This is a genomic window from Micromonospora sp. NPDC049662, from assembly GCF_040675055.1.
Lineage (GTDB): Bacteria > Actinomycetota > Actinomycetes > Mycobacteriales > Micromonosporaceae > Micromonospora.
Genome location: NZ_JBFAOC010000036.1, coordinates 16,870 through 37,679, shown reverse-complemented (window position 1 = coordinate 37,679; position 20,810 = coordinate 16,870). Strand labels below are relative to the sequence as shown.

Annotated in this window: 19 protein-coding genes; 4 read left to right on the top strand and 15 right to left on the bottom strand. The window is 67.9% G+C overall.

Features of this window, described 5'->3' with window-relative positions; translation table 11 throughout:
* The first annotated feature begins 69 nt into the window (after positions 1-69).
* The 4 genes from AB0J36_RS23760 (at position 70) to argJ (ending at position 5,131) form a co-directional block, all read left to right on the top strand.
* A complete protein-coding gene (locus AB0J36_RS23760) occupies positions 70-1,125 on the top strand; it encodes a sensor histidine kinase (RefSeq protein ID WP_363661129.1) in 1,056 nt (351 codons plus the stop codon).
* Positions 1,122-1,739 (top strand): response regulator transcription factor, encoded by a 618-nt coding sequence (locus AB0J36_RS23755; protein ID WP_357124820.1) that lies wholly within the window; start codon positions 1,122-1,124, stop codon positions 1,737-1,739. Before AB0J36_RS23760 ends, AB0J36_RS23755 begins: the two co-directional genes overlap by 4 nt.
* A 426-nt stretch (positions 1,740-2,165) precedes the next feature.
* Positions 2,166-3,557: a hypothetical protein gene (locus AB0J36_RS23750; RefSeq protein WP_357124823.1), complete on the top strand. Its 1,392-nt coding sequence runs from the start codon at positions 2,166-2,168 to the stop codon at positions 3,555-3,557.
* A 431-nt stretch (positions 3,558-3,988) separates the two neighbouring features.
* Positions 3,989-5,131 carry a bifunctional glutamate N-acetyltransferase/amino-acid acetyltransferase ArgJ gene (gene argJ, locus AB0J36_RS23745; protein ID WP_357124826.1) on the top strand — a complete coding sequence of 381 codons (1,143 nt, stop codon included), beginning with the start codon at positions 3,989-3,991 and terminating at the stop codon, positions 5,129-5,131.
* A gap of 98 nt (positions 5,132-5,229) precedes the next feature.
* On the opposite strand, the gene AB0J36_RS23740 is transcribed toward argJ, so the two are convergent.
* The 15 genes from AB0J36_RS23740 to gntA form a co-directional block, all read right to left on the bottom strand.
* Entirely contained in the window at positions 5,230-6,672 is a 1,443-nt protein-coding gene (locus AB0J36_RS23740) for a class I adenylate-forming enzyme family protein (protein WP_357124829.1), read from the bottom strand.
* A 9-nt stretch (positions 6,673-6,681) separates the two neighbouring features.
* Positions 6,682-7,491 (bottom strand): TauD/TfdA family dioxygenase, encoded by an 810-nt coding sequence (locus AB0J36_RS23735; protein ID WP_357124832.1) that lies wholly within the window; start codon positions 7,489-7,491, stop codon positions 6,682-6,684.
* A 14-nt stretch (positions 7,492-7,505) separates the two neighbouring features.
* A complete protein-coding gene (locus AB0J36_RS23730; RefSeq protein WP_357124835.1) occupies positions 7,506-8,924 on the bottom strand; it encodes an asparagine synthase C-terminal domain-containing protein in 1,419 nt (472 codons plus the stop codon).
* Positions 8,921-9,658, bottom strand: coding sequence for an enoyl-CoA hydratase/isomerase family protein (locus tag AB0J36_RS23725; protein WP_363661128.1), 738 nt, complete (start codon positions 9,656-9,658; stop codon positions 8,921-8,923). Before AB0J36_RS23725 ends, AB0J36_RS23730 begins: the two co-directional genes overlap by 4 nt.
* A 200-nt stretch (positions 9,659-9,858) precedes the next feature.
* On the bottom strand, positions 9,859-10,761 hold the full coding sequence (gene dapF, locus AB0J36_RS23720; protein WP_357173954.1) for a diaminopimelate epimerase: 903 nt from the start codon (positions 10,759-10,761) through the stop codon (positions 9,859-9,861).
* Entirely contained in the window at positions 10,758-11,681 is a 924-nt protein-coding gene (locus tag AB0J36_RS23715) for an iron-containing redox enzyme family protein (protein ID WP_363661127.1), read from the bottom strand. Before AB0J36_RS23715 ends, dapF begins: the two co-directional genes overlap by 4 nt.
* 165 nt (positions 11,682-11,846) lie before the next feature.
* On the bottom strand, positions 11,847-13,943 hold the full coding sequence (locus AB0J36_RS23710; protein WP_363661126.1) for a molybdopterin-dependent oxidoreductase: 2,097 nt from the start codon (positions 13,941-13,943) through the stop codon (positions 11,847-11,849).
* Positions 13,940-14,641 carry a 2OG-Fe dioxygenase family protein gene (locus AB0J36_RS23705; RefSeq protein WP_357124852.1) on the bottom strand — a complete coding sequence of 234 codons (702 nt, stop codon included), beginning with the start codon at positions 14,639-14,641 and terminating at the stop codon, positions 13,940-13,942. Before AB0J36_RS23705 ends, AB0J36_RS23710 begins: the two co-directional genes overlap by 4 nt.
* 217 nt (positions 14,642-14,858) lie before the next feature.
* A complete protein-coding gene (locus tag AB0J36_RS23700) occupies positions 14,859-15,896 on the bottom strand; it encodes a hypothetical protein (RefSeq protein WP_363661125.1) in 1,038 nt (345 codons plus the stop codon).
* Positions 15,897-16,220: 324 nt separating this feature from the next.
* Entirely contained in the window at positions 16,221-16,931 is a 711-nt protein-coding gene (locus AB0J36_RS23695) for an MOSC domain-containing protein (RefSeq protein WP_357124858.1), read from the bottom strand.
* 43 nt (positions 16,932-16,974) lie between these two features.
* Positions 16,975-17,595 (bottom strand): LysE family translocator, encoded by a 621-nt coding sequence (locus tag AB0J36_RS23690; protein WP_357124861.1) that lies wholly within the window; start codon positions 17,593-17,595, stop codon positions 16,975-16,977.
* A 52-nt stretch (positions 17,596-17,647) separates the two neighbouring features.
* Positions 17,648-18,682 (bottom strand): amidinotransferase, encoded by a 1,035-nt coding sequence (locus tag AB0J36_RS23685; protein ID WP_357124864.1) that lies wholly within the window; start codon positions 18,680-18,682, stop codon positions 17,648-17,650.
* A complete protein-coding gene (locus AB0J36_RS23680) occupies positions 18,682-19,428 on the bottom strand; it encodes an SDR family NAD(P)-dependent oxidoreductase (RefSeq protein WP_357124867.1) in 747 nt (248 codons plus the stop codon). Before AB0J36_RS23680 ends, AB0J36_RS23685 begins: the two co-directional genes overlap by 1 nt.
* A 57-nt stretch (positions 19,429-19,485) precedes the next feature.
* A complete protein-coding gene (locus AB0J36_RS23675) occupies positions 19,486-19,953 on the bottom strand; it encodes a GNAT family N-acetyltransferase (protein ID WP_357124870.1) in 468 nt (155 codons plus the stop codon).
* Positions 19,950-20,654 carry a guanitoxin biosynthesis heme-dependent pre-guanitoxin N-hydroxylase GntA gene (gene gntA / locus AB0J36_RS23670; protein ID WP_357124873.1) on the bottom strand — a complete coding sequence of 235 codons (705 nt, stop codon included), beginning with the start codon at positions 20,652-20,654 and terminating at the stop codon, positions 19,950-19,952. The genes AB0J36_RS23675 and gntA overlap by 4 nt, the downstream gene beginning before the upstream one ends.
* Positions 20,655-20,810 lie beyond the last annotated feature (156 nt).

Genomic DNA, 20,810 nt, shown 5'->3' with positions numbered 1-20,810 from the left:
CGGACTTTATGACGTCACGCGCCCAGCCAACCCCCCCCCGCCCGCCCCCGCCCCCCCCCCCCCGCGACCGTGGTGATCGACGGTCACCTGCTGTGGCGCCGCTGGCTGGCAGTGGGCGCCATCGCCGCCATGGCGATGCTGCACGTGACGGTCGGTCGGCGGCAGATCCGGCGCAACGCGGATGACGGCGCGGCCCTGGCAGTCCTGCTGACGTACCTCACGTTCTACGTCGTCGCGGTGGCGGCCGCACCCTTCGCGACCTGGCTGTTGTTCGCGGTCATCCCGCTCATCTTCCAGCTCACGGACGTGCGCGCGGGGATCGTGCTGGCGATCCTCGCGAACCTGGTCACCCCGGCGGTCAACCTCGTCGAGGAGCCGCACGCGGTGCCCACCGATCTGCTGATCGCGGTCATCACGGGGACGGCGAGCATCTGGGTCAGCTTCTGGATCATGCGTGTGATCCGGCAGAACGTGGAGCGCGGCACCCTCATCGACGAGCTCGAGGCGAGCCGTGCCGAAGTGGCCCGCCTCTCGCACGACGCGGGGATCTCCGCCGAACGGGCCCGCCTCGCCAGCGAGATCCACGACACGCTCGCGCAAGGCTTTACGAGCATCGTCACGCTGCTGCAGGCCTACGACCCGGAGCTGCGCGACGCGCGTCTGGCGTTGGCGGTCCGTACCGCGAAGGAGAACCTGGCCGAGGCGAGGGCCCTGGTGGCGGCGCTCTCGCCCGCCGCGCTCGCGTCGGGGTCGCTGCCCGACGCCGTACGCCGTCGAGCCGCCTACTTCAGCCAGGAAACCGGGGTGACCGCCACCGTCCGGGTGATCGGGGCGCCCCGGGAGCTGCCCACACCGGTCGAGGTGGTCCTGCTGCGGGCCGCCCAGGAGGCGCTGACCAACGTACGCCGGCACGCGCACGCCACCGAGGCGCAGGTGGTGCTGGCGTACGACGACCGGGGCGTACGCCTGGTCGTGCGGGATGACGGACGCGGGTTCGCGTCCGACGGCCTCGATGGGTTCGGGCTCGCCGGCATGCGCTCGCGCGCCGAGCAGGTGCACGGCATTCTCACCGTCCACGGCGGACCGGGGGGCGGCACGATCGTCGAGCTGGAGGTGCCCGCGTGATCCGCATCGTGCTCGTCGACGATCACCCGGTCGTACGGATGGGCTTGCGCGGCATGCTCGACGCCGAGGAGGACCTGACGGTGGTCGGCGAGGCGTCGTCGGGGCCGGAGGGCGTGCGGCTCACCGCTGAGCAGCACCCGGACATCGTGCTCATGGACCTGCGCATGCCGGGCGGGGACGGAGTCGAGGCGACCGGGCGCATCCGCACCCGCGTTCCGGGCGTCCGCGTGGTGGTGCTCACGACGTACGAAGCGGATCGGGACATCCTGCGGGCGATCGAGGCCGGTGCCAGCGGTTATCTCCTCAAGGACGCCACACCGGCGGAGCTGGCGGAGGCGGTCCGGGCCGCGGCCCGGGGCGAGACGGTGCTCGCGCCGAGCGTCGCCGCCACGCTCGTGCGACAGGTGCGGCACCCCGCGCCGCCGGCCCTCTCGGCCCGCGAGGCCGAGGTTCTGCGCCTGGTCGCGCGAGGGCTCACGAACGCCGACATCGGGCGGGAGCTCTACCTCAGCGAGGCCACCGTGAAGACCTACCTACTACGCGTCTTCGGCAAGCTGGACGTCGCCGACCGCACGGCCGCCGTCACCACGGCGCTGCACCATGGCCTGATCTGACCCCACGGGTACGCCCCAGCAACGCGAAGCGGTGTCCGCTGGTCCTCCCAGTGGAACTCGAACATGCCGGCCTCGATGCGCAAGGGGCCACCCGCAATAGGCGATCTGCCGGATCTCCGAGACATGTTCGGGACTGTTCGGAACGGAAACCCCGGCCTCGTCGCCTTGAGGTCGATATCGAAAGAGGGCTAGCTTCAGCCTTTATCGATGCGTGGTGTGGGACGCGAAATGACATTTCGCGCCACCGGGTGCCGCTCTTGGTCACGACGAAGTGTGTCGATGCAAAACCTGGCGACCAATATGGCCGATCGGTCTGCTGCGACTGGCAGGCCGATGCCCGACGACACGCCATGACAAAGACCTAGGCAAGGGAGGATTTACATGCTCGGCAAAGGACGCTGGTCTGGCCGCGGTCACCGTCTGGGGTTGGCCTCCCTGCTCGTGACGGTGTTGGTGATGGTGTCGTCCGGGCAACCGGTCTATGCCGCCAACCTCGGCAGCGAGCCGACCCTGCCCTACGCGCAGCCGAACAACGCCAGCCTGCCCAGAGCGGGATGCGACACGACCGCCACCGACCCGACGAATCCGCCGGCCAGCAGCCCGGCGGCGGTGCAGGTGATCTATGCGTGGAACAACTCCACCGGGAACCAGTACGCGACGAACGTCGAGCATGCCGCCCGCGTCGTGGATCGCGTTGACTGGCTGCTCGACCAGGCCAGCAACTACGACCAGCACGTGAAGGTGAGCTGCCGGTCGACCACCACCAGCACGTACAACCAGTACGCGCAGGCGCTGGTGACGCCGGTGAAGATCGACACCACGAACACCGACTTCTGGTCGATCGCGAACGAGCTTTCGGCCAAGGGGTACGACGACAGCAACCGCTGGTATGTGGTCCTGACGGAGTTCCCCGCGCCGTCCGCGTCGGCGCACTGGTGTCCGAGCAGTGGCGGTAGCGGCTGCGTCTCCATCGTTGAGGCATGGGACAGTGGGGTCGTCGGGCACGAGATGGCGCACCTGCTCGGTGCCGGTCACGCCTACATGAGCGAGCACGTGTGGCAGGACTCCAACGGAAACTGGCAGGCCGAGCAGTACTGCCCCGACATCATGATGTGCGCTGGCGACTGGTGGGCCTTCGACCTGGGCTACCGCCAGAACTACGACCCGAGCGAGACCAGCGCGCGGTTCTATGTGGACAACTATCCGTCGACGACGACGAACAACGCAGCGGTTCACCCGCTGCTCACCTCGCCGGTGTGCTGCGACGTCGGTGCCAACAATGACCTGCTGACCGCGCAGGAACGGACCATCGAGGCGCAGGCGCCGGGCACCTCGAACCCCACCGGGTTCACCACCTCCGGATCGGGGGCAGCCATCTCGGTGACACCGCAGGGCTCGTATGCCGGCATCTCCGCCCGCTACTTCGACAACCGTCGCTCGTTGCAGTTCGTCAGCTCGCCGCAGTCAGCCGAGAAGTCGGTCATCGTGAGCCGTAGGCCGTCGGTGACAGCCGGGCACAACTACAAGTTCTTCGTCCGGCTACGCGCCGACTCCGGGACGGCCGCGCTGCGGATGCGGTGGTACAACTCGGCGGGCACGCTACTGTCCACGTCGCCCGGCAACTCGTTCGGCCTGACGTCGAACTGGTGGGAGTGGTCCCACGAGGCGGTCGCGCCGGCGAACGCGGCCAGCGTGCAGATCTCCGTGGTGGCACCGGCCGGTGGTTCGCAACCGTCGACCCTGACCATGCACGTGGACACCTTGCAGCTGACCGACTGTAGTGCCAACCAGAACTCGCTGTGCCGCCCCACCACCTGATCCCACCTGGGTGATCGGACCCTTTCCCCACGTCGCCCGAGCGCGACGTGGGGAAAAGGCGAGTCAGCTTCTTCGTACCGTGGCCCGGCTCGAATCGCCCGCGGCATCTCGGCGACATCGTCGACACGGCCCACCAGCATGCTAAATTCGTCGCCCGACACGGGTGAGTTCAACTCGACCCGGTAGGTGATGCCGCTCGATATGCGTGGTCGGCTGCTCGGCTGGTCGAGACCGGGGAGCTCTGCCGGGCGAGGGTGGCCGTGCTGTCGTAGCGGTGAGCGTTGGCCAGGGCGACGGCGGCGTACCGGCGAGGTTCGCCGCGATGGGCGGCCGGACGCGACTGTGGGACAATGCCGGCAACGGATGAGACTGGTGAGCGGATGTCGTCGACAGCTGAATCGCAAGATTTTCTCGGGCCACAGGCTCCTCTTGTGCCAAAGGGTTTCCGTGGCGTCACGAGGAACCTGGGCCTCAAAGACGTCGGTGACGATTTTACGGTCATCGTGTCCGAGGTCCCCGCGACATCGGCGGCGGTGTTCACGCGCTCGCGGTTCGCCGGGCCCAGCGTCGAGCTCAGTCGGCAGTCCGCGGCGGCCGGGAGCTTCCGGGGCATGGTGGTGCTCTCCCGCAATGCCAACGTCGCGACCGGGAAGGTCGGCGCCGAGAACGCCGCCGAGATTCAGCTCAGGGTCGCCGAGGCCGCCGGGATCCCCGCCGGCGAGCTCTTGATCGGCTCGACCGGAGTGATCGGGCGGCCCTATCCGATGACGCAGATCCGGCGAGGGCTCGACGAGTTGTCGTGGCCGCTCCCCGCCGCCGACTTCGACGCCAGCGCGCGCGCGATCATGACGACGGACACGCGCCACAAGGTGGTCCGGCTGCGCTGTGGTGACGCCGTGATCGTCGGCATCGCCAAAGGCGTCGGCATGATCGAGCCGAACATGGCGACGCTGCTGACGTTCTTCTTCACCGATGCGCAGGTCGGCAGGGAGGACCTCGACGCGATCTTTCGCCGGGTGGTCGACCGCACATTCAATGCGCTCAGCATCGACACCGACACCTCGACCAGTGACACCGCCGCAGTCTTCGCGAACGGGGTTGCCGGCCCGACCGACCTCGGAGAGTTCGAGCAGACGCTGCACCGGGCGGCCCTGCACCTGGTCAGAGACATTGCCTCCGACGGCGAGGGCGCGAGCAAGCTCATCGAGGTCCGGGTGAGTGGTGCCCGCGACGACGCGCAGGCGAAGCTGGTCGGCAAGAGCGTCGTGAACTCGCCGCTGGTCAAGACCGCCGTGCACGGCGCCGATCCGAACTGGGGCCGGGTCGCTATGGCGATCGGCAAGCTGGAGGACGAGACTGACATCGACCCCGACCGGGTGGCGATCCGTTTCGGCGATCTGCTGATGTTCCCCGAAAGCTCCGCCGACGACCTGTTGGACCGGGCCGCGGAGTACATGCGCGGCAAGGAAGTCGTGATTGACATCGACCTCGGGATCGCCGCCGGCTCGTTCACCGTCTACGGCTGCGATCTCACCGACGGCTACATCCGCATCAACGCCGACTACACGACCTGATCAGGGCCGCGGCTCCTGGCCGCCAACGTCTCGGCGACGTCCCCGCCCTGCCGGGCGAGCAGTGAGTTCGCGAGCCCACACCTGCCGGAACGCATCGGTCAGCGGTGGCGCACGTTCGACGTCCGCCCCTTGCGCAGGGCGGGCTTGTCCACCTTTCCGACGGCGGTATGGGGGATGGTGGCGGCGAGCACGATCTCCGCACGCACACCCAGGTCCTCGAGCACGGCACGGATCGCTGCGCGTACGCGCTCGTCCTCGACCCCGGCCACGGGGGTCGCCACCACGAGCGCCCCACGCTCGGTCTCCCCGGGCAGCGGTGCCAGTACGGCCGCCTCGGTGATCGGGCACGCGGCCGTCAGCGCGGCCTCGACGCCCGGGCTGAACACCGGACCGGCCGAGCCGCCGAGCAGGTCGGCGACACGGCCGAGGATTCGGTACTCGCCGTCGAACTCGGCGACATCCCCCGTGTGGTACCAGCCGTCACGGAACGTGGCGGAGGTCGCCCCCGGGTCACCGAAGTAACCGACGCTCGTGTACGTCGAGCGGGCCAGCACCTCACCGATCGAAGGCCAAGCCTCGTCGAGGGGAGCGAGCCTGATCTCCACACCGGTGACCGGGGTCATGCCGCGGGTGTCCTGCACGACATCGTCCATGTTCCCCAGCATGATGCCGAACTCGGTCGAGCCGTAGATGCGTCGAATGTGAATACCGAGCACCGCGGCCGCGTCGGCGACGACCTGGCCGCTCAGGTACGCACCGCCGCAGAGCGGCATCCGCAACGCGGAAAGGTCGACGGACCGGCCGCGTGCGGCCTGCGTCAGCAACTCGTAGTGCCTCGGCAGCGCGCTGCACACGGTGGCGCCGGTCTCCTCCAGCCACCGCAGCAACTGGTCGGGCGCGGCAGACGGATCGGCCAGCACCAGGAGGGCTCCCGAGAGCAGCGCCGGGAACAGATGAACGTCGCAGCCGTGTGCGACGTCCAGGGTGTGGCGGTTGAACAGCACGTCCGCGGCGGTCGTCGCGGTGTAGGCGATCCACTGTCGCCGGTCGTGGAGCAGGTCATCCTGACGCCAGGTCACGAGCCGGGGCTTTCCCGTGGAGCCGGACGTCTCCAGCAGCCGGAACGCGCCCTCGTACGCCTTGAACGGCCGCGCGCCGACCAGCTCTGAGCCGGTCGCCAGCTCTGCGGTCGTCACCTGCTCGACGACGACGTCCGGCAGCGGCTCCGCGCCGACGACGAGTGCCGGCTTCGTCTGCTCGACCAGCCAGGCGATGTGCTCCGGCGCCGCCGACCTGCTGATCGGCACGTGGATAGCACCGCTGCCCGCCAGGGCGAGCACCAGTGCCACGTAATCAGTTCCGTTGTCCAGCCAGGTCGCCACCACCTGGCCCTCGCCGATGCCCCGGGCCCGCAGCCAGCCGAGGGCACGGTCGACCCGCAGCGACAGCTCGCCGTAGGTCAGGCGCTCGCCGTCGGGCACCACCACCGCGAGGGCGTCGGCTCTGCGGGCCACCACGGAACGGAACTCGGTCAGTAGCATCGTCTCTCCTCACGCGGCCGTCGGCAGGGTGACCTGGCCGCGATAGAGCAGACGCACCCCGTCGGACCCGATCGCGGTGCGGCCGTGCAGCGTCCGCTGGTTGTCGATCACCAGCAGGTCACCGGTCTGCCAACGATGCTGATAGAGGTAGCGCGGCGAATGCAGGTGCGCCGACAGCTCCGCGAAGAATGCGGCAGAGTCGTCGGCACTCACGTCGGCGACGCGCACCTGCCAACCCTGCGGCACATCCGGCGGGAATCCGAGTGCCAGGTTCAGCGAGCGCACGCGGCCGTAGTCGCGGGTGGTCGGGATCTCGTACCAGTCGGCGGGTACCTGCGGGAAGTAGCCGCGTTCCTCGACGAGGTATTCGAGCCGGCCGTCGGCAAGAACCTTGCCGAGGTGCGGCGGGATCTCACGCCACGCGGTGAGCTGATCGCACACCGTGGTCTCACCGGAACCGGGCTCGTCGGCGAAGTCCTTGGCGTACAGGACGATCAGGTCGACCTGTTCGCCGACCAACAGTCCGTCGGTGTGCAGCGGGAGGGGGCCGCGGCCGGTGACCACCTTCCCTGCGTCCCGTGAGGCGTTGAGCATCAACAGATCGGCCTGGCCCTCGCCGAACTTGTGATCCACAGTTTGGCCGAGGTGGTGGACGAGCCGCTGGAAGGCATCCTCGGTGAAGTCCAGGCCGCGCGTCAGCGCGACCCCGCTGGTCAGCGCCGCCTCCCGGGACCGCCGGGCCATCTCCTCGACGGTCTCCCCGGGCGGCGACGTCAACACCGTGCCGAAACCTGATTCGGTCAGTGTGTTCTCGGTCATCGTCATCTCCTCGTTCATCGGATTGTGGCGAGCGCGCGTGCGTAGACCTCGTCGGCGTTCCAGTCGTCGAGGTGTCCTTGACCGGCCAGTGCCAGGAGGTCGGCGAAGCATGCTTGGTAGACGCGGGAAGGGTCGCTCTGCCCGGAGTCCGCAGCGAGCCGCCGCCGCACCCCCTCCTGCAGGTTCCCGCCGTGGTGTACGGCGATCTTGCGGCGCCACGCGATAGCGGGGGTGACATGGGCGGCCATCGCGGTCCGCAGATGGAACTTCTCCCGGCCGTCGTGGACCTTGCACGCGGGCGTGGTCTCCAGCGCGGTGCGCATCACCGGGAGTGTCCAGAACGGGTGGAACGTCTCGACGCCGTACGCCAGCGCCATCCGGTTGGCCAGCTCACCGCTGGTGCGGGTGCGCGCGACCGCCGCGATGCCCTGGTCGATCAGCTCGTCCGGGTGCTCGAACGGGGTGAAGAGCCCGGCATTGATGAGGTCGCTGCCGTACCCGGTGAGCAGCACGCGACCCGGTTCGACCACGCCGGACTGGTAGAACGCCGTGGCCGTGAGCGCGACCTCGACCACCTCCGGCGTGGTCACGCCGAGCCAGCGGACGGCGGCGGGGACGGCACGGATGATGCTGTCCTCGTCGAGCAGCAGCGAATGCAACTTGAGGCCAGCGACCTCGCACAGCTCCGCGGCGTCGGAAAACTCGTCTCCCCAGGGCGTTCCGACACTGTACGGCCGCACGTCGAGGTTCCGCGCCGCGGCCAGGTAGGTCACGGTGCCCGAGTCGATCCCGCCGGAGAGCAGTGACGCGTACGTGGCCTCGGGGCGGACGGCGGCGATGCCGGCGATCACCGCATCCAGCTCGGCCAGTTGCGCCTGCCCGGCAGCCAGCGGATCGTCCCGAAACGGCCTGCGGAACTGCTCGAGGAAGTCCTCGGCCGGCGGGGCGGTGCTGGTCAGCCAGCCCGAAGCGGTCCGGGCGCGGCGTTGCCGGACCGAGTGGTCCAACCGTCGTATCCCGTCGACGAGCGTGGCTTCCGCATCGGTGCTCACCGGACCCGAGCGCACCCGGGCGGCGAGGCCCCACGCGGGCAGAATAGCCGCGGCGAGCAGCAGGTCGGTGAAGAAGGCGAAGCCATCGGTCGCGGGGTCCTCGGCGACGTAGATGGCGTCCTCGTTGAACACCGAGGTGAACGCGGTGACGGCGTCCTCGCCCACCTGCAGCACGGTGCGCTGCGCCGGTTGCGTGGGCAGCTCCCCGAGCGCGGGCGTCGCCGTCAGCGTACGGACGTCGACATCGAACGGCGCGGTCGTGGGCAGCCCTGCCACGAGGCCACGGTGGTAGACGAACAGATCACCGACCTCGACGCACGCGCCCATCGGCTCAAGTCCGGTCAGGCGCCGGTTGGCGACGACCACCCAACCGCCGCTCATGCCTGGCCCACGATCCGGCGCATCTCCCGCTGCGGCCGCCCCGAGGCGAATCCTGCCCGGTGTGATCTCTTCGCGTTGTCCCGTAGGACGTGCAAGCCTTGGATGTAGTCGTGGTTCATCTGCGGCTTCGTGTTGCGCACGGCCGCCGGGTTGTAGTCGGCGAAAGCCGCCGCGCGGGCCAGCGCGGTCGGCAGCACGTCCGCTGCGGGCACCGCCTCGTGCAGTAGGCCGTCCCGCAGGGAGGACTCGGCGGACCATTCGTCACACGACAGGAGCATGTGCTGCATCACCGAACGCCCGGCCGAGCGTTCCAGCATGAACGCGCCGAAATTGCATGCGATACCCACCTTGAACTCGGGCATGCGCAGGATCGACGATTCCGCACCGACGCGGTAGTCACAGGTGAGCAGGAGTTGCAGGCCGATCCCGATGGCGTAACCCTCGACGGCAGCCACGGTGGGTTTGGTGACTTCGAGGCTGGCGACGTACAGCTCGGTGATGTTGTCGATCCACTCGTCCACCTCGTCACCGCCCGAGAAGTGGCTGACCTCGTGAAAATCGCCGCCCACGGCGAAGGAATTGCCCTCGCCGCCGTGCAGCACCACGGCGGCCACCGCGTCGTCGGCCTCGACCTCGCGGAGGATCCCGGTGAGTGCGCGCATCCGGCCGTTGCTCATCGCGTTCGAGTGATGCGAGCCCTCGAACGTAACCTGCGCGACGCCGTTCTTGGTCACCACGGTGAAGGTGTCGCGGGGCTGTGTGTGGACAGCGTTGTTCATCAAGCTGGTCCTCCATAGTTATCGGGGTGAAAGATGTGCATTTGGTGGGCCGTTCCAGTGCGTCCTGGGTCCTGCGGCACCTCTTTCGCCTCCTGTCGGGCACATCCGATCGGTGCCTTCTGCGCGCCCGCCACGCCGCCGCAGCTCCTCCTCCGTCAGGAGAAGCTTGAGGTCGGGGCCGGCCGGGTCGGTCGACCCGCTCGAGTGGCGAGGCCGGCGGAGACCCGCCCGGTGGCGACCTCCTCGACCGGTCCGGTCAGTCGGACCGCGCCGCCGGCGTCGACGGACACGGTCACGGCACCACCGCGCATCCGGACGTCGACCTCGTCGCCCACCAGACCGAGACGCCGCACCGCAGTTGCCGCGGCGCAGGCCCCGCTCCCGGACGCGAGCACCGGCCCGGCACCGCGTTCCCACACCACGACCTCCAGCGACCGCCGATCGCGCACCACCGCGAACTCCACATTGACCCGGGTGCGGAACGCAGAGTGCCGGCCGATCAGCGGCCCCAGCTCCCGCGCGGCCGTCTCATCGGCTGCCGGCAGGACGACGACCGCGTGCGGGTTTCCGTTGTGGACGCAGGTCACCCGAAGGGTCCGCCCCGCCACGGGCAGCGGGTGGTCGACGACCGGGCCGGAACCCCCGACCAGGCCGACGATGTCCGCGTCGAAGTCCGGACGACCCAGGTCGATCGACACCAGCCCTGCGAGCCGGTCCAGTACCCGGACGCTGGTGTGGCCGAACCCCGTGTCCAGCACGAACTCCGCGCCGCCGTCTCGGGACAGGTGCAGGGCGAGAATGCGCAACCCGTTCGCGCTCCGCTCGCACGGGCTCCCGTCCGGGTTGAACAACCGGACCGGCATGGGCTGGCCCGCGCCCGCGGGCGGTCCCCGGAAGACAATTCCGTCCGCGCCGACCCCGAAGTGCCGGTCGCACATCGCGACCGCCGTCGCCGGTGCGGCGGGCAGCCCGTCCTCCGGATCCACGACCAGGTAGTCGTTGCCCAACGCTTGGTACTTCGCGAAGCGCGGAAGGCCGGCCCCTCGGGGCGAGGTCACCTGCGGCTGCCGTCAGCCCACCGCGGGGCGGTCTCGGCGAGCCGCTCGTCAAGGTAGCGCGCGGACGAGTTGAGTCGCCACAGTGTCCCGCGGGCGATGCCAATGCGCATAGCCTCGGAGGTCGCCGCCGGCTTCACCACGTTATGGAACCACCCGGCTGCGTGCTGGGAGTCGACCGTGATGTGCAGTCTGTGGTAGGTGATCCCGACCTCTGGCAGCCCCAGCCGCTCCCATGCGCGCACGACGCACACGAACCGGTCCGGCACCAGCCACTCGGTCATCCCCAGGTAGCCGACCGCCTCGGCGTACCGGTACCGATAGCGCGACAACATCACTGCGAGGTTCCCGGACAGCAGCGCCGTGCCCGTGAGCCGGTCGGCGACCTCATCCTCCCGCACGTCGAAGACCTCGAAGATCCTTCGAAAGAGCGTGGTGTGCACCTCCTCCGGCCGGCCGTTGCCCATCTCGTCCCAGTAGTTCGCCGCGATCTCCATTTTGGCGGGACCGTCGGTACCGACCTGCATGAGGGCGAGCAGGTCGTCGAACCTCGCGTCGATGACCGACTCCTGGATCATGTACAGACGCAGGTCCTCGGAGTCTGCGTGGTTGCTGATGAAATCGGTGTAGTAGGGATGCTTGTACACCCGGTGCTGCTTGGCCAGCGCCTTCAACCAGGAGACGTAGGCGGCCGGTTCGCTCGGCATGCCGTCCAGTAGGCCGGCTTGGATGCGGGCGTCCTCCGCCGCGCCGGTGGCGGACTCCACCAGGCGGGCGATCTCGTGAATCACGACCGATCCCTCGGCGCTCGGTCTACCCGGAGCGATCCGCAACCCGAGATCGTAGATTCGGGCGAGGATCTGTTGCTGCTGCAGAAATGCGTCCGGGTCACCTGCGGTAGCGCGGTCGTTCAGCTCTCTCACCCGATCGAGAACCTGTTCTCGCAGCGCACCGTGCACCGCGCGGTCAAGTTGATCCGCCGATATAGACAGCCAATTGGAGATGTCGTCGACGACAGACGCTGCACCTTGAACGGAAGCTGTTTGTTGCACGGTTGTACCCCCATGGAAATGATGTGTCATCTGATGTCAGTCCCGCGCCGCGGAGGGTTGCCATTTTTCGACCTCGACGCGGTTGTCGTGGAACACTGCACCGCCGCCCATGTCGGCGTCCCGCTCGTTCACCGTCGCGTTGACGGTCGGGCCGCCGGTGAGCTTCATCCAATGGCCCTTCGTGGTCCCGACGACTCCGCTGCGGACGTGCTCGGAGGCGTACGCGGTGGAGACGAATGAACCGCGGTCGTTGAAGACGGCGACCGGTGTGCCGTCGTGGAGCCCACGGGCGGCCATGTCGTCCGGGTGCAGCTCGACCCGGGGCGGACCAGCCCGGCGCCGTAGTTCCGGCTTGTTGGCGAAGACCGAGTTGAGGAAGAAGTGCGAGGCGCCGGCGATCAGCGAGAGCGGGTACCGCGCGGCCAGTTCCGGGTCGGTCGACTCGCGTGGCGGGGTGTATCCCGCCACTGCCTCGAACCCGGCTTCCAGGGCTCGCTCGGACCGGAATTCCAGCTTGCCGGACGGTGTCGGGAAGCCGTCGGCAAACGGCACGAATTCGGCCGGATAACTCAGTCTCGCCCACCCGTCTCGGCGCAGGGACTCAACATCGATACCGGCCAGCGATGGATGGTCCGTGGCCAGCAACTGAGCCGCCATCTCTTCGTCCGAATCGTAGAGTCTCGGCTCGGACAACCCCATGTGCCGGGCGATTCGGCGGAAGATCTCCGTGGTGGAGAGGCAATCACCCGGAGGGGCCGTCGCCGGCTCGTTCCACGCGATGTACATGTGGCCGTAGCCGTCGAGAACATCGAGGTGCTCGGTCTGCATGGTCGCGGGCAGCACGATGTCGGCGTAGTCGGCGGTGTCGGTCTGGAAGTGGTCGACGACGACCGTGAACAGGTCTTCGCGGGCGAGCGCCTGGCGAACGCGTTGCTGATCCGGGTTGCTGACCACCGGGTTGGCCCCGTACACGAACAGCGCCTTGACCGGCGGGGTCAGGTCGAGGAGGTTCTGGCCGAGGCGGGTCATGGAGAGCCGTCGCACCGGCGCCGCACGCAGGTCGCTGCACAGGAGTGCCTCCCGGTTGCCGCCGAAGTACCCGTCGGTCGAGTAGGTGAGGCCACCGCCCAGCCTGCCCCAGTCACCGGTGACGCCCGGCAGGCAGGCGAGCAGGCGAACGGCCGCGCCGCCGCCCGCGTGGCGCTGCATCCCGCTGCCGGCGCGGATGCCGGTGGGCCTCGTGGCGGCGATCCGTTCCCCCAGATGCTCGATCTGCGCGCGGGAGACGCCGGTCAACTCCGCGACCCGTTCCGGAGGGAACTGCTCGATGCGGGCGCGGAACTCGGGCCACCCCACTGTGTGGTCGGCCAGGTAGGCATGGTCCGCCCCGCCGGCGGCGACCACCACGTTGAGCAAGCCCAGCGCGAGGGCTGCGTCGGTACCGGGCCGCGGCGCCAGGTGCTCGTCAGCCTGCTGAGCGGTCCTTGTGGCCACTGGGTCGATCGCGACGACGTGCGCGCCCTGCTCGCGTGCCTTGTTGATGAACCGCCACTGGTGATGGCTTGTGGTGAGAGTGTTGACGCCCCACAGCAAGATCAACCGCGAGTGGGCCAGCGACTCCGGATCGATGCCCCGGTGGGTCCCGGTGGCAAGGTCCGCGCCGACCAGCCCCGCCACCGAGCAGATCGTCATGTCGTGCTCGGAGGCGCCGAGCACGTTCCACAGCCGTGCGCCGGCCTGGCCCTGGAGCCCCTGGAGGAACCCCAGGTTGCCCGTTCCCTGATACGGCCAGATCGACTCGCCGCCGTACTGGCGACGAACCCGGTCGAACTGTTCGGCGATCTCGTCGAACGCCGCGTCGAGGCTGATCCTCGTGAACCTGCCGGTGCCCTTCGGGCCGGTGCGACGCAGCGCATGACGGAGGCGGTCGGGCGACGCCGCGTGGTCGAGGTACTGGTTGACCTTCACGCAGAGAGTGCCGTGGGTGAAGGGGTGCTCGGGGCGACCGCGCAACGTGACGGCCGCACCGTCGCGGACGCCCACTATCCAGCTGCAGGCATCCGGGCAGTCCAACGGGCATCCGCCCGCGACCTCACGGTCGACCACAGTGACACGTCTACCCGATGCCTTCATTGCGCCGAGGGTTTGCTGTTGAGCACCGCCTGGTCGTGCTCCTCGCCGTACCAACGCTCCGACCAGCGCGAGAACGCGGCGATGACGATGTCGCGGTGCCCCTCCTCGCCGGAGGCATCCGGGTGCAAGTCTGTGACGTCGTGTGCGACGGCGCGGTCATCGAGCAGCGCAGCATGACCAGGCTGGACGGTGCCACGCCAGAACGGCTCGGAGGAGTCGAGGCCCTTCCACAGCCGCATCTCACCCCCGGTCACGTTGTGCCTGTTGAAGACCAGAATCGCGACGTACTCATGCCCGTCCTTATGGACGCCCTCCGGGGTGACCAGCCCTGGTTTCGCTTCCGTGGCGCGGCTGCGGTTCTGGTGAACGTTCACCTGCCAGCTCTCGGAGCGGTCCAGTGGCAGGTTGGCGGCGACCGCGTGCAGGTAGGGGAGGAAGTCGGCCTGCAATGGCTCGTACTCGCGCATGATGCCGCCCGCGACCGTGTTGTATTCGCGGGACTGGCCGTAGGGGCGGTGCGGAAGCAGCTCGAACGACCAGGCGTCGGAGATGTAGTCAATCTTGTACTGCGAGAAGCGCTTGTAGCGCGTCTTGTTTCCCATGTAGACGTCGAGCGGGACATTGTCGTAGCTGTTCAACACCTCCTGCGAGACCGGAGGCAGATCGATGATGGCATACCCGTCGATGAGTCTTGACATTCGAGTCTTCCGTTCTGTTGGGCAGTCGTGGCCGAGCCGTCGCCGAGCTATTTCTCTGTGGCCTGGGTATTTATATTGATCGGTGTGAATATTATCCAGTGGTTCTCCTGAGCGTCAAGCCCGTCCGTGCAAGACTTTGCTCACCGAAAATTGCAACGGAAAATGGGCACCCCGAAACCCTCGATGCCGCCAGCATCGAGGACCGCCACCGACTCGATCAGAAGTACCTGGTCAACTCTCCCCGGCGTCGGATGTCGAGAGAGCAGCAATGCAGTCCGCCCCCGAGGGAACGGCCGTGCCGGAACCGCACGGGCACCGGCTCCACGCCTGCCTGCTCCAGCTGAAGCATGAGAGAGACCTGGTTGGACGGGACAAGCACGCGATCCGGGCCCAGCGCGAGGAGGTTCATCCCGACCCAGCGAGAAGCTCGTGGCCAGTCGAAGGCGAAACCGTCATCCTCGATATCGGTGACCCACAGCGTCTTCCAGCTCCGCAGCGGGCTCGGAATCATTTCGGGCGTCATTTTAACTGCATTGGCCAACAGTAGGCCCGGCCGAAGTATGTGCAGTGTCGTGTCGACGTGATCAGCGCAGATGGACATCTCGTGGACCGTGAAATCCGGCCCCAGGATTCGCTGAAGCCAACTCGCACCTCGCCGGTTACCGGTGCTGCTGACGTTGAAGAAAATATCGTACCCGCATCTCAGGAGGTTTGCGGCATCGAACAAGGGTTCCTCGTCGGCAACTACCGAAGCATTCGACTCGTAGATGTACGTGGAGTCCGGCAGCCTCGGCTTGGGCGCCGACAGCCATCGGGCTCCGGAATCGAAATACCCGCGCAGCAGGTCGCGGTACGGGAAGACCTCAAAGTACCGGGACCTCATCGGCATCGGGACCTCGATCAGCATGTCACCGATGACCGACAGGCAGTCTCGCGGCATGAGCGCATGCATCGCGACGGACGCCCAGTCCGGCGACGCATAATGCTGTCCCGGCACCAGGGGTTCGGGGCGTCGAACGGCGACACCGTGCGACTCGAGTACCGCGGTGAGATCGTGAAAGTCCTCCTCCGCTTCGTCGATGACTCGATCCAGCAACGCGCTGGGGATCTTCTCGCGTTCCGCCTCGACCGGTTGTTCGAAGAAGTGGCGCAGGGAGGGGTCCACGGGCGGGGGAGTGAAGCCGACGGCGGTGCCCAGCACGACCTCCTCCAGCGGGTCCCAGTCGTTACTGCTCCACACGGCGTTAACGGTCATCGGCAATCCCCTCGATCAGGTGGCAGGTAGCCGGGCACATCCACGCCGCTGGGGTCGCGCGCAGCACGATCAAAGCTGCCGGGCCGCGCAGGTGCGTTACCGGCCTTGTCCGTCTGACGTCGGTGATCGTCGAGTAGGCACGTCCGGTTCTCTCGCGGCGCACGGCAGACTGATGTGAGCGTCGACGTCGATGGCGTGCCGTGCCCGTCGCTGTGGATCGCGACGAGACGGCGGGCCAGACGCGGCGTCCGTCGGCTGTCACCGGCGTCAGAATCCCGGTGGCCGTGTCAGTTCGGGAGGCCCGCGTCTTGGGCGAAGACCGCTTCAACTCACGCGGACACGGTCGCCGAACCGGACCGGGCCCGCACAGATGACCCTCGCGTACACCCCGAAGTTTGTCTGTCTCTGTTCGGCCAGCACCCGCAGGACGTCCTTGTCGCGGGGCACGCCCGGCTGCGGCAGCGTGACCGTCACGCACCGCTCGGTCTGCTCGGTGATCTCGAGTCTCGTGGTCTCCCCGATGGACACCTCGCGGCCGATCCAGTCGTCCTCGAATCTTGGCCCCCACTCCCCGTCGATGACGATATTGGGCCGGAAACGGGCCACCGGGACCACGGTTCCTTCCGGCACCTCGGCCGCCAGCGCGGTGAGGGAGGAGCGTGAGATCAGGTGGACCGCGCCGATGTCGAAGTGAGGTGTGCCCGATTCCCGAGCGGCCCGCACCGGCTCACCGGCCAACGCCGTGAGCGCCGCGTCGAGGTCGGGGTCGCCGGCAGCCAGCACGGCGCCGTTCGGCGTGTGAACCTCGACGCGACCGTGGCGTGTGCGCGCCGCGTAGGCGAGCAGGCCGTCGAGGCGACGGACGTGCTTCCAGGTCTTGCAGCTGCCCACCCGCCCGTCCGGGAAGGTGGCGGCCCACTCGCGGTCGCCGGAAACTCCGCGGCTGTCCAGCCGTACGTCATCGACCGTCTCGCCCTGCATGGACTTGAACGGATATCGGTAGAGTGCTTCGACTGTCGCCTCGACAGCGGACACGAGAGACTCCTTCGCGCGAGGCCCGGACGGTTGGCTGGGCCGGTCATCGGTCGAACAGCACCAGGCTGGCCAGAGCGATGAGGACGGCGCTCGACAGGTAGTTGAGCGCACGCCCGACCCGGGGACGTCTGGCGATCTTGGAGGCCAGGGTGCCTCCGGTGACCCCGACGGTGACATCGATGGGCAGGGCGGTCAGCGGAACGATCAAGCAGAACCCGATCAGGACCAGCAGGCCCGGATCGTCGAGACTGACGATGATTTGCGGGACCAGGGCGAGAAAGAAGGTGACCGTCTTCGGATTCGTGCCCTCCACCAGGAACCCCTGCAGGTAGCTGCGCAAGCCGGACACCCTGGCCGGTCTCTCGGTTCTTACCGTGAACGGCTGGTCACGGAGCCCCGAGATGCCCAGATAGAGCAGGTACGCCGCACCGGCGATCCGCAGCATCGTGAAGGCCAGCTCGGACGAGGCGATCAGGGCGGAGGCGCCGATCGCCGTCAGGAGCGCCCACATCGCACTCCCGCTAGCCAGCCCGAAGGCCGCGAACACTCCGGCGATCCGTCCGTTGACGACGCTGCGCGACATCACGTAGAGGATCGACGGCCCGGGGCTCAGGTTCAGCAGGAACGCACTGAGAGCGAACGAGGCAAGGATGGTGAGCGTCAACCGGCTGGCCCTTTCTGCTGAGCTCAGGAAAAGCGTCGCCAACGCGACGGAGTCACAGGTACGTCTCGAGTCCGCCGCGCCGGCGTACGTCCAGCGAACAGCAGTGCAGTCCGCCGCCGAAGGTGCGACCGTGCCGGAAGCTGGTGGGGACCGCGGTGATCCCGGCGTTCTCCAGCTGCTTGATCACCCGGGTCTGGTTGGCCGGCACCACGACCGTGTCGGGGCCGAGGGCCAGAATGTTCATGCCGACCCAGACTGAGGCGCGCGGCCAGTCGAAGGCATAGCCGTCGTCCTCTGGTGTGTCCACCCAGATGGTCTTCCAGGACTGCAGGGGGGCGGGAATCCGATCCGCGGTGAGGCGTTCCGAGTTGGCCAGCAGCAGCCCCGGCCGCAGGATGTGCAACGTCGTTCCGACGTGATCACTGCAGATGGAGATCTCGTGCACCCGGAAGTCCGAGCCCAGCTGCCGACGTAGCCAGGCCGCACCCCGCCGGTTGCCGGTGTTGCTCACGTTGAAGAAGATGTCGGTCCCGCACCGGAGCATGTTGGCGGCGTCGAACAACGGCTCGTGCTCCGCCACGACCGAGGCACCAGGTTCGTACACGTAGGTCTCGTCGGGCAGCAGGGGCTTCGGTGCCGAGAACCAGGAGGCGCCCGCATCGGAGTACTCCCGGAGCAGGCCCCGGAACGGGGCGGTCTCGAAGTAGCGGGCACGCATCGGCATCGGCGCCTCGATGATGCGGTCGCCGATCACCAGCAGGCAGTCCCGCGGCATCAGCGCGTGCATGGCGACGGAATCCCACTCCGGAGTGGCGTAGCTCCGGCCCACGGTGCTCGCGTCCGGACGGCGCACCCGTACGCCGGCACTCGTCAGCGTCTCGGTGAGCTGGGCGAAGTCCTCCTCGGTCTCGTCCACCACGCGTTGCAGCGTGCTGGCGTCGATCCGCTCGTCCCCGGCGTCCGCCGGGGGCTCGAAGAAGTGCTTCAGCGAAACGTCCACCGGAGGCGGGGTGAGGCCGGCCGCGGAGCCGAGAATGACCTCCTCCAGCGGATCCCAGTCGTTGACACTCCAGACGGGTTGCGTCATCACTGCTCCTTGGTTCGGCTCGGGCGGAAACTGAGGCCGAATGGCTGGTCCGTGGGCATGAGCTCGATGAGGCTCACGTTGACTCGCTGAGGCTGGGAGATGCACCACTCCACCGCCTCGGCGATGTCCTGCGGGGTGAGCGGGTCGGTGCCGTCGTACAGGGCGTCTGCTCGCTCCTGATCCCCGTCGAACCGGGTCACCGCGAACTCCGTACGGGCCATGCCGGGGGCGATGCAGCTGACGCGGATGCCGCGACCCTCCAGGTCGGTTCGCATGTTGAGACTGAGCTGGTGGACGAATGCCTTGGTGCCGCCGTAGACGTTCCCGCCGAGGTAGGGGTACACCGCGGCGATGGAGCCGATGTTCACCACGTGGCCGCGGCCGGCGGCCAGCATGAGGGGCAGGGCCGCGCGGACGCAGTGCAGGAGTCCCAGCACATTCGTGTCGACCATCTCGCGCCAGTGGCGCAGATCGGCGTCCTGGATCGGGCCGAAGCCCTTCGAGAGACCGGCGTTGTTGACGAGGATGCCCACATCGGAGAACGGTGCGGGTAGGTCGCCGAGAGCCTGGGCGACGGCGTCTCCGTCCCGTACGTCGACGGTCAGCGGATGCACCAGGTCGTGGCCGAGGCGGTCGGCGAGCTCGGTGAGTCGTTCGGTGCGACGGGCCAGCGCCACGACCGGCCGCCCGGTCTTCACCAGTCGCTCGACGGTGGCCCGGCCGAATCCCGACGAGGCGCCGGTCACTATCGCAGAAGGCAGGTTTGTCACTGTTCTGTACCCTTTCCCGTAGGTCGACGACCGTCAGATCTGGCGGCGGTAGACGACGGAATTGCGCGTGGGATCCAGTTGGCTCACCCAGCGCCGAGGCCCGGCAGAGGGCCCGACCTCAATGAACCCGTGTCCGAGGAACCACGCGTTGGCCGGGCTGGACGCCGCGTACAGTGCACGTGCCGATGACCGGGCCGCCTCCTGGAGGATCCTGTCGAGCAGGAGGCTCCCGGTCCGGCGGCCCTGGAAGCTGCTCTGGACGCACAGGTTGTCCAGGACCCAGTCGCTCCCGAAACGCTGGACGCCGACGCAGGCCACAATCCGGCTGTCGTCCTCGACGACCAGGAAGTCGGCGTGCCGCCGGGCGAACTCACCGACGTCGCGATGGCGCAGCCGACCGAGCGCGACGAACGGAGCGGACAGGTCGTGCAGGGCCTCCGCGTCCGCCCAGCGGGCTCGTCGCAGCGACAGGAGGCGAGCCTTACTGACGGCGGTCTTCACCGAGCCATCCCGTCGAACGTCGCCGAGGCGCTCGAGATCGGGCACCGCCACTCCGCCGGCTGCGGTTGTCCTGAGTACTGGAGGGCCTCCGGCTGCTCCCCGAAGTCCGCGAGGTTCGGGTTGATGGACCCCTGAAGCCGCAGCTCGCGGGCCCGGATCTTGTCCTGCAGCGAGGCGTAGAGCCCATCCTGCTTCAACTGGTCGAACTGCTTGTGGGAGTTGAAGACGAGTACCGGGTGCGTGAACCGACGGGAGATCCTCGACGCCTGGGAGTGCAGACCCACCACGAAGAACGGATGTCCGGCGACGCTGTAGGCGAAGTCCAGGGCGTGGGGGTCACTGGAGACACCCGGCGCCCACGCGTATTTCTCCCGATCCACTTGGCGAAGCATGGCGAGCTGCGTCCAGAGGGTTTGCTCGAACTCCGCCTCGCTCAGCCGCCGCGGATTCTCGAAGATCGCTGCGAAGGAGCTGAACCTGGTTTCGTGCAGCCGGGTCCGGTCGACGAAGCCGACAATCTCCCGGTGCAGTTCCCGAGTGCTGTCGACGTCGAGCATCGACTTCAGTTCGACGCAATACAATTGCTTCTGACGCAACGACGCGCGTGCTCCGAGGCAGGAGAAAGCGGTACCATCAATCCAATCCTCGAATGCTGATGTCAGAGGCCTAGATTTCTGGGCAAACTCATCCTGTCGAGCCATTGAAATTCCCCGTAACTTGATTGCACCACCGTGATATAGGCACGAACATGACCCCCCGGTCATCTGTCTTGGTCAAGCATGGTCAGTGATGTAGGCTGATTTCTTGACGGCGAGTTGACAGCGACGTCGACACGATGAGGTGCTACCTGGGCCGCA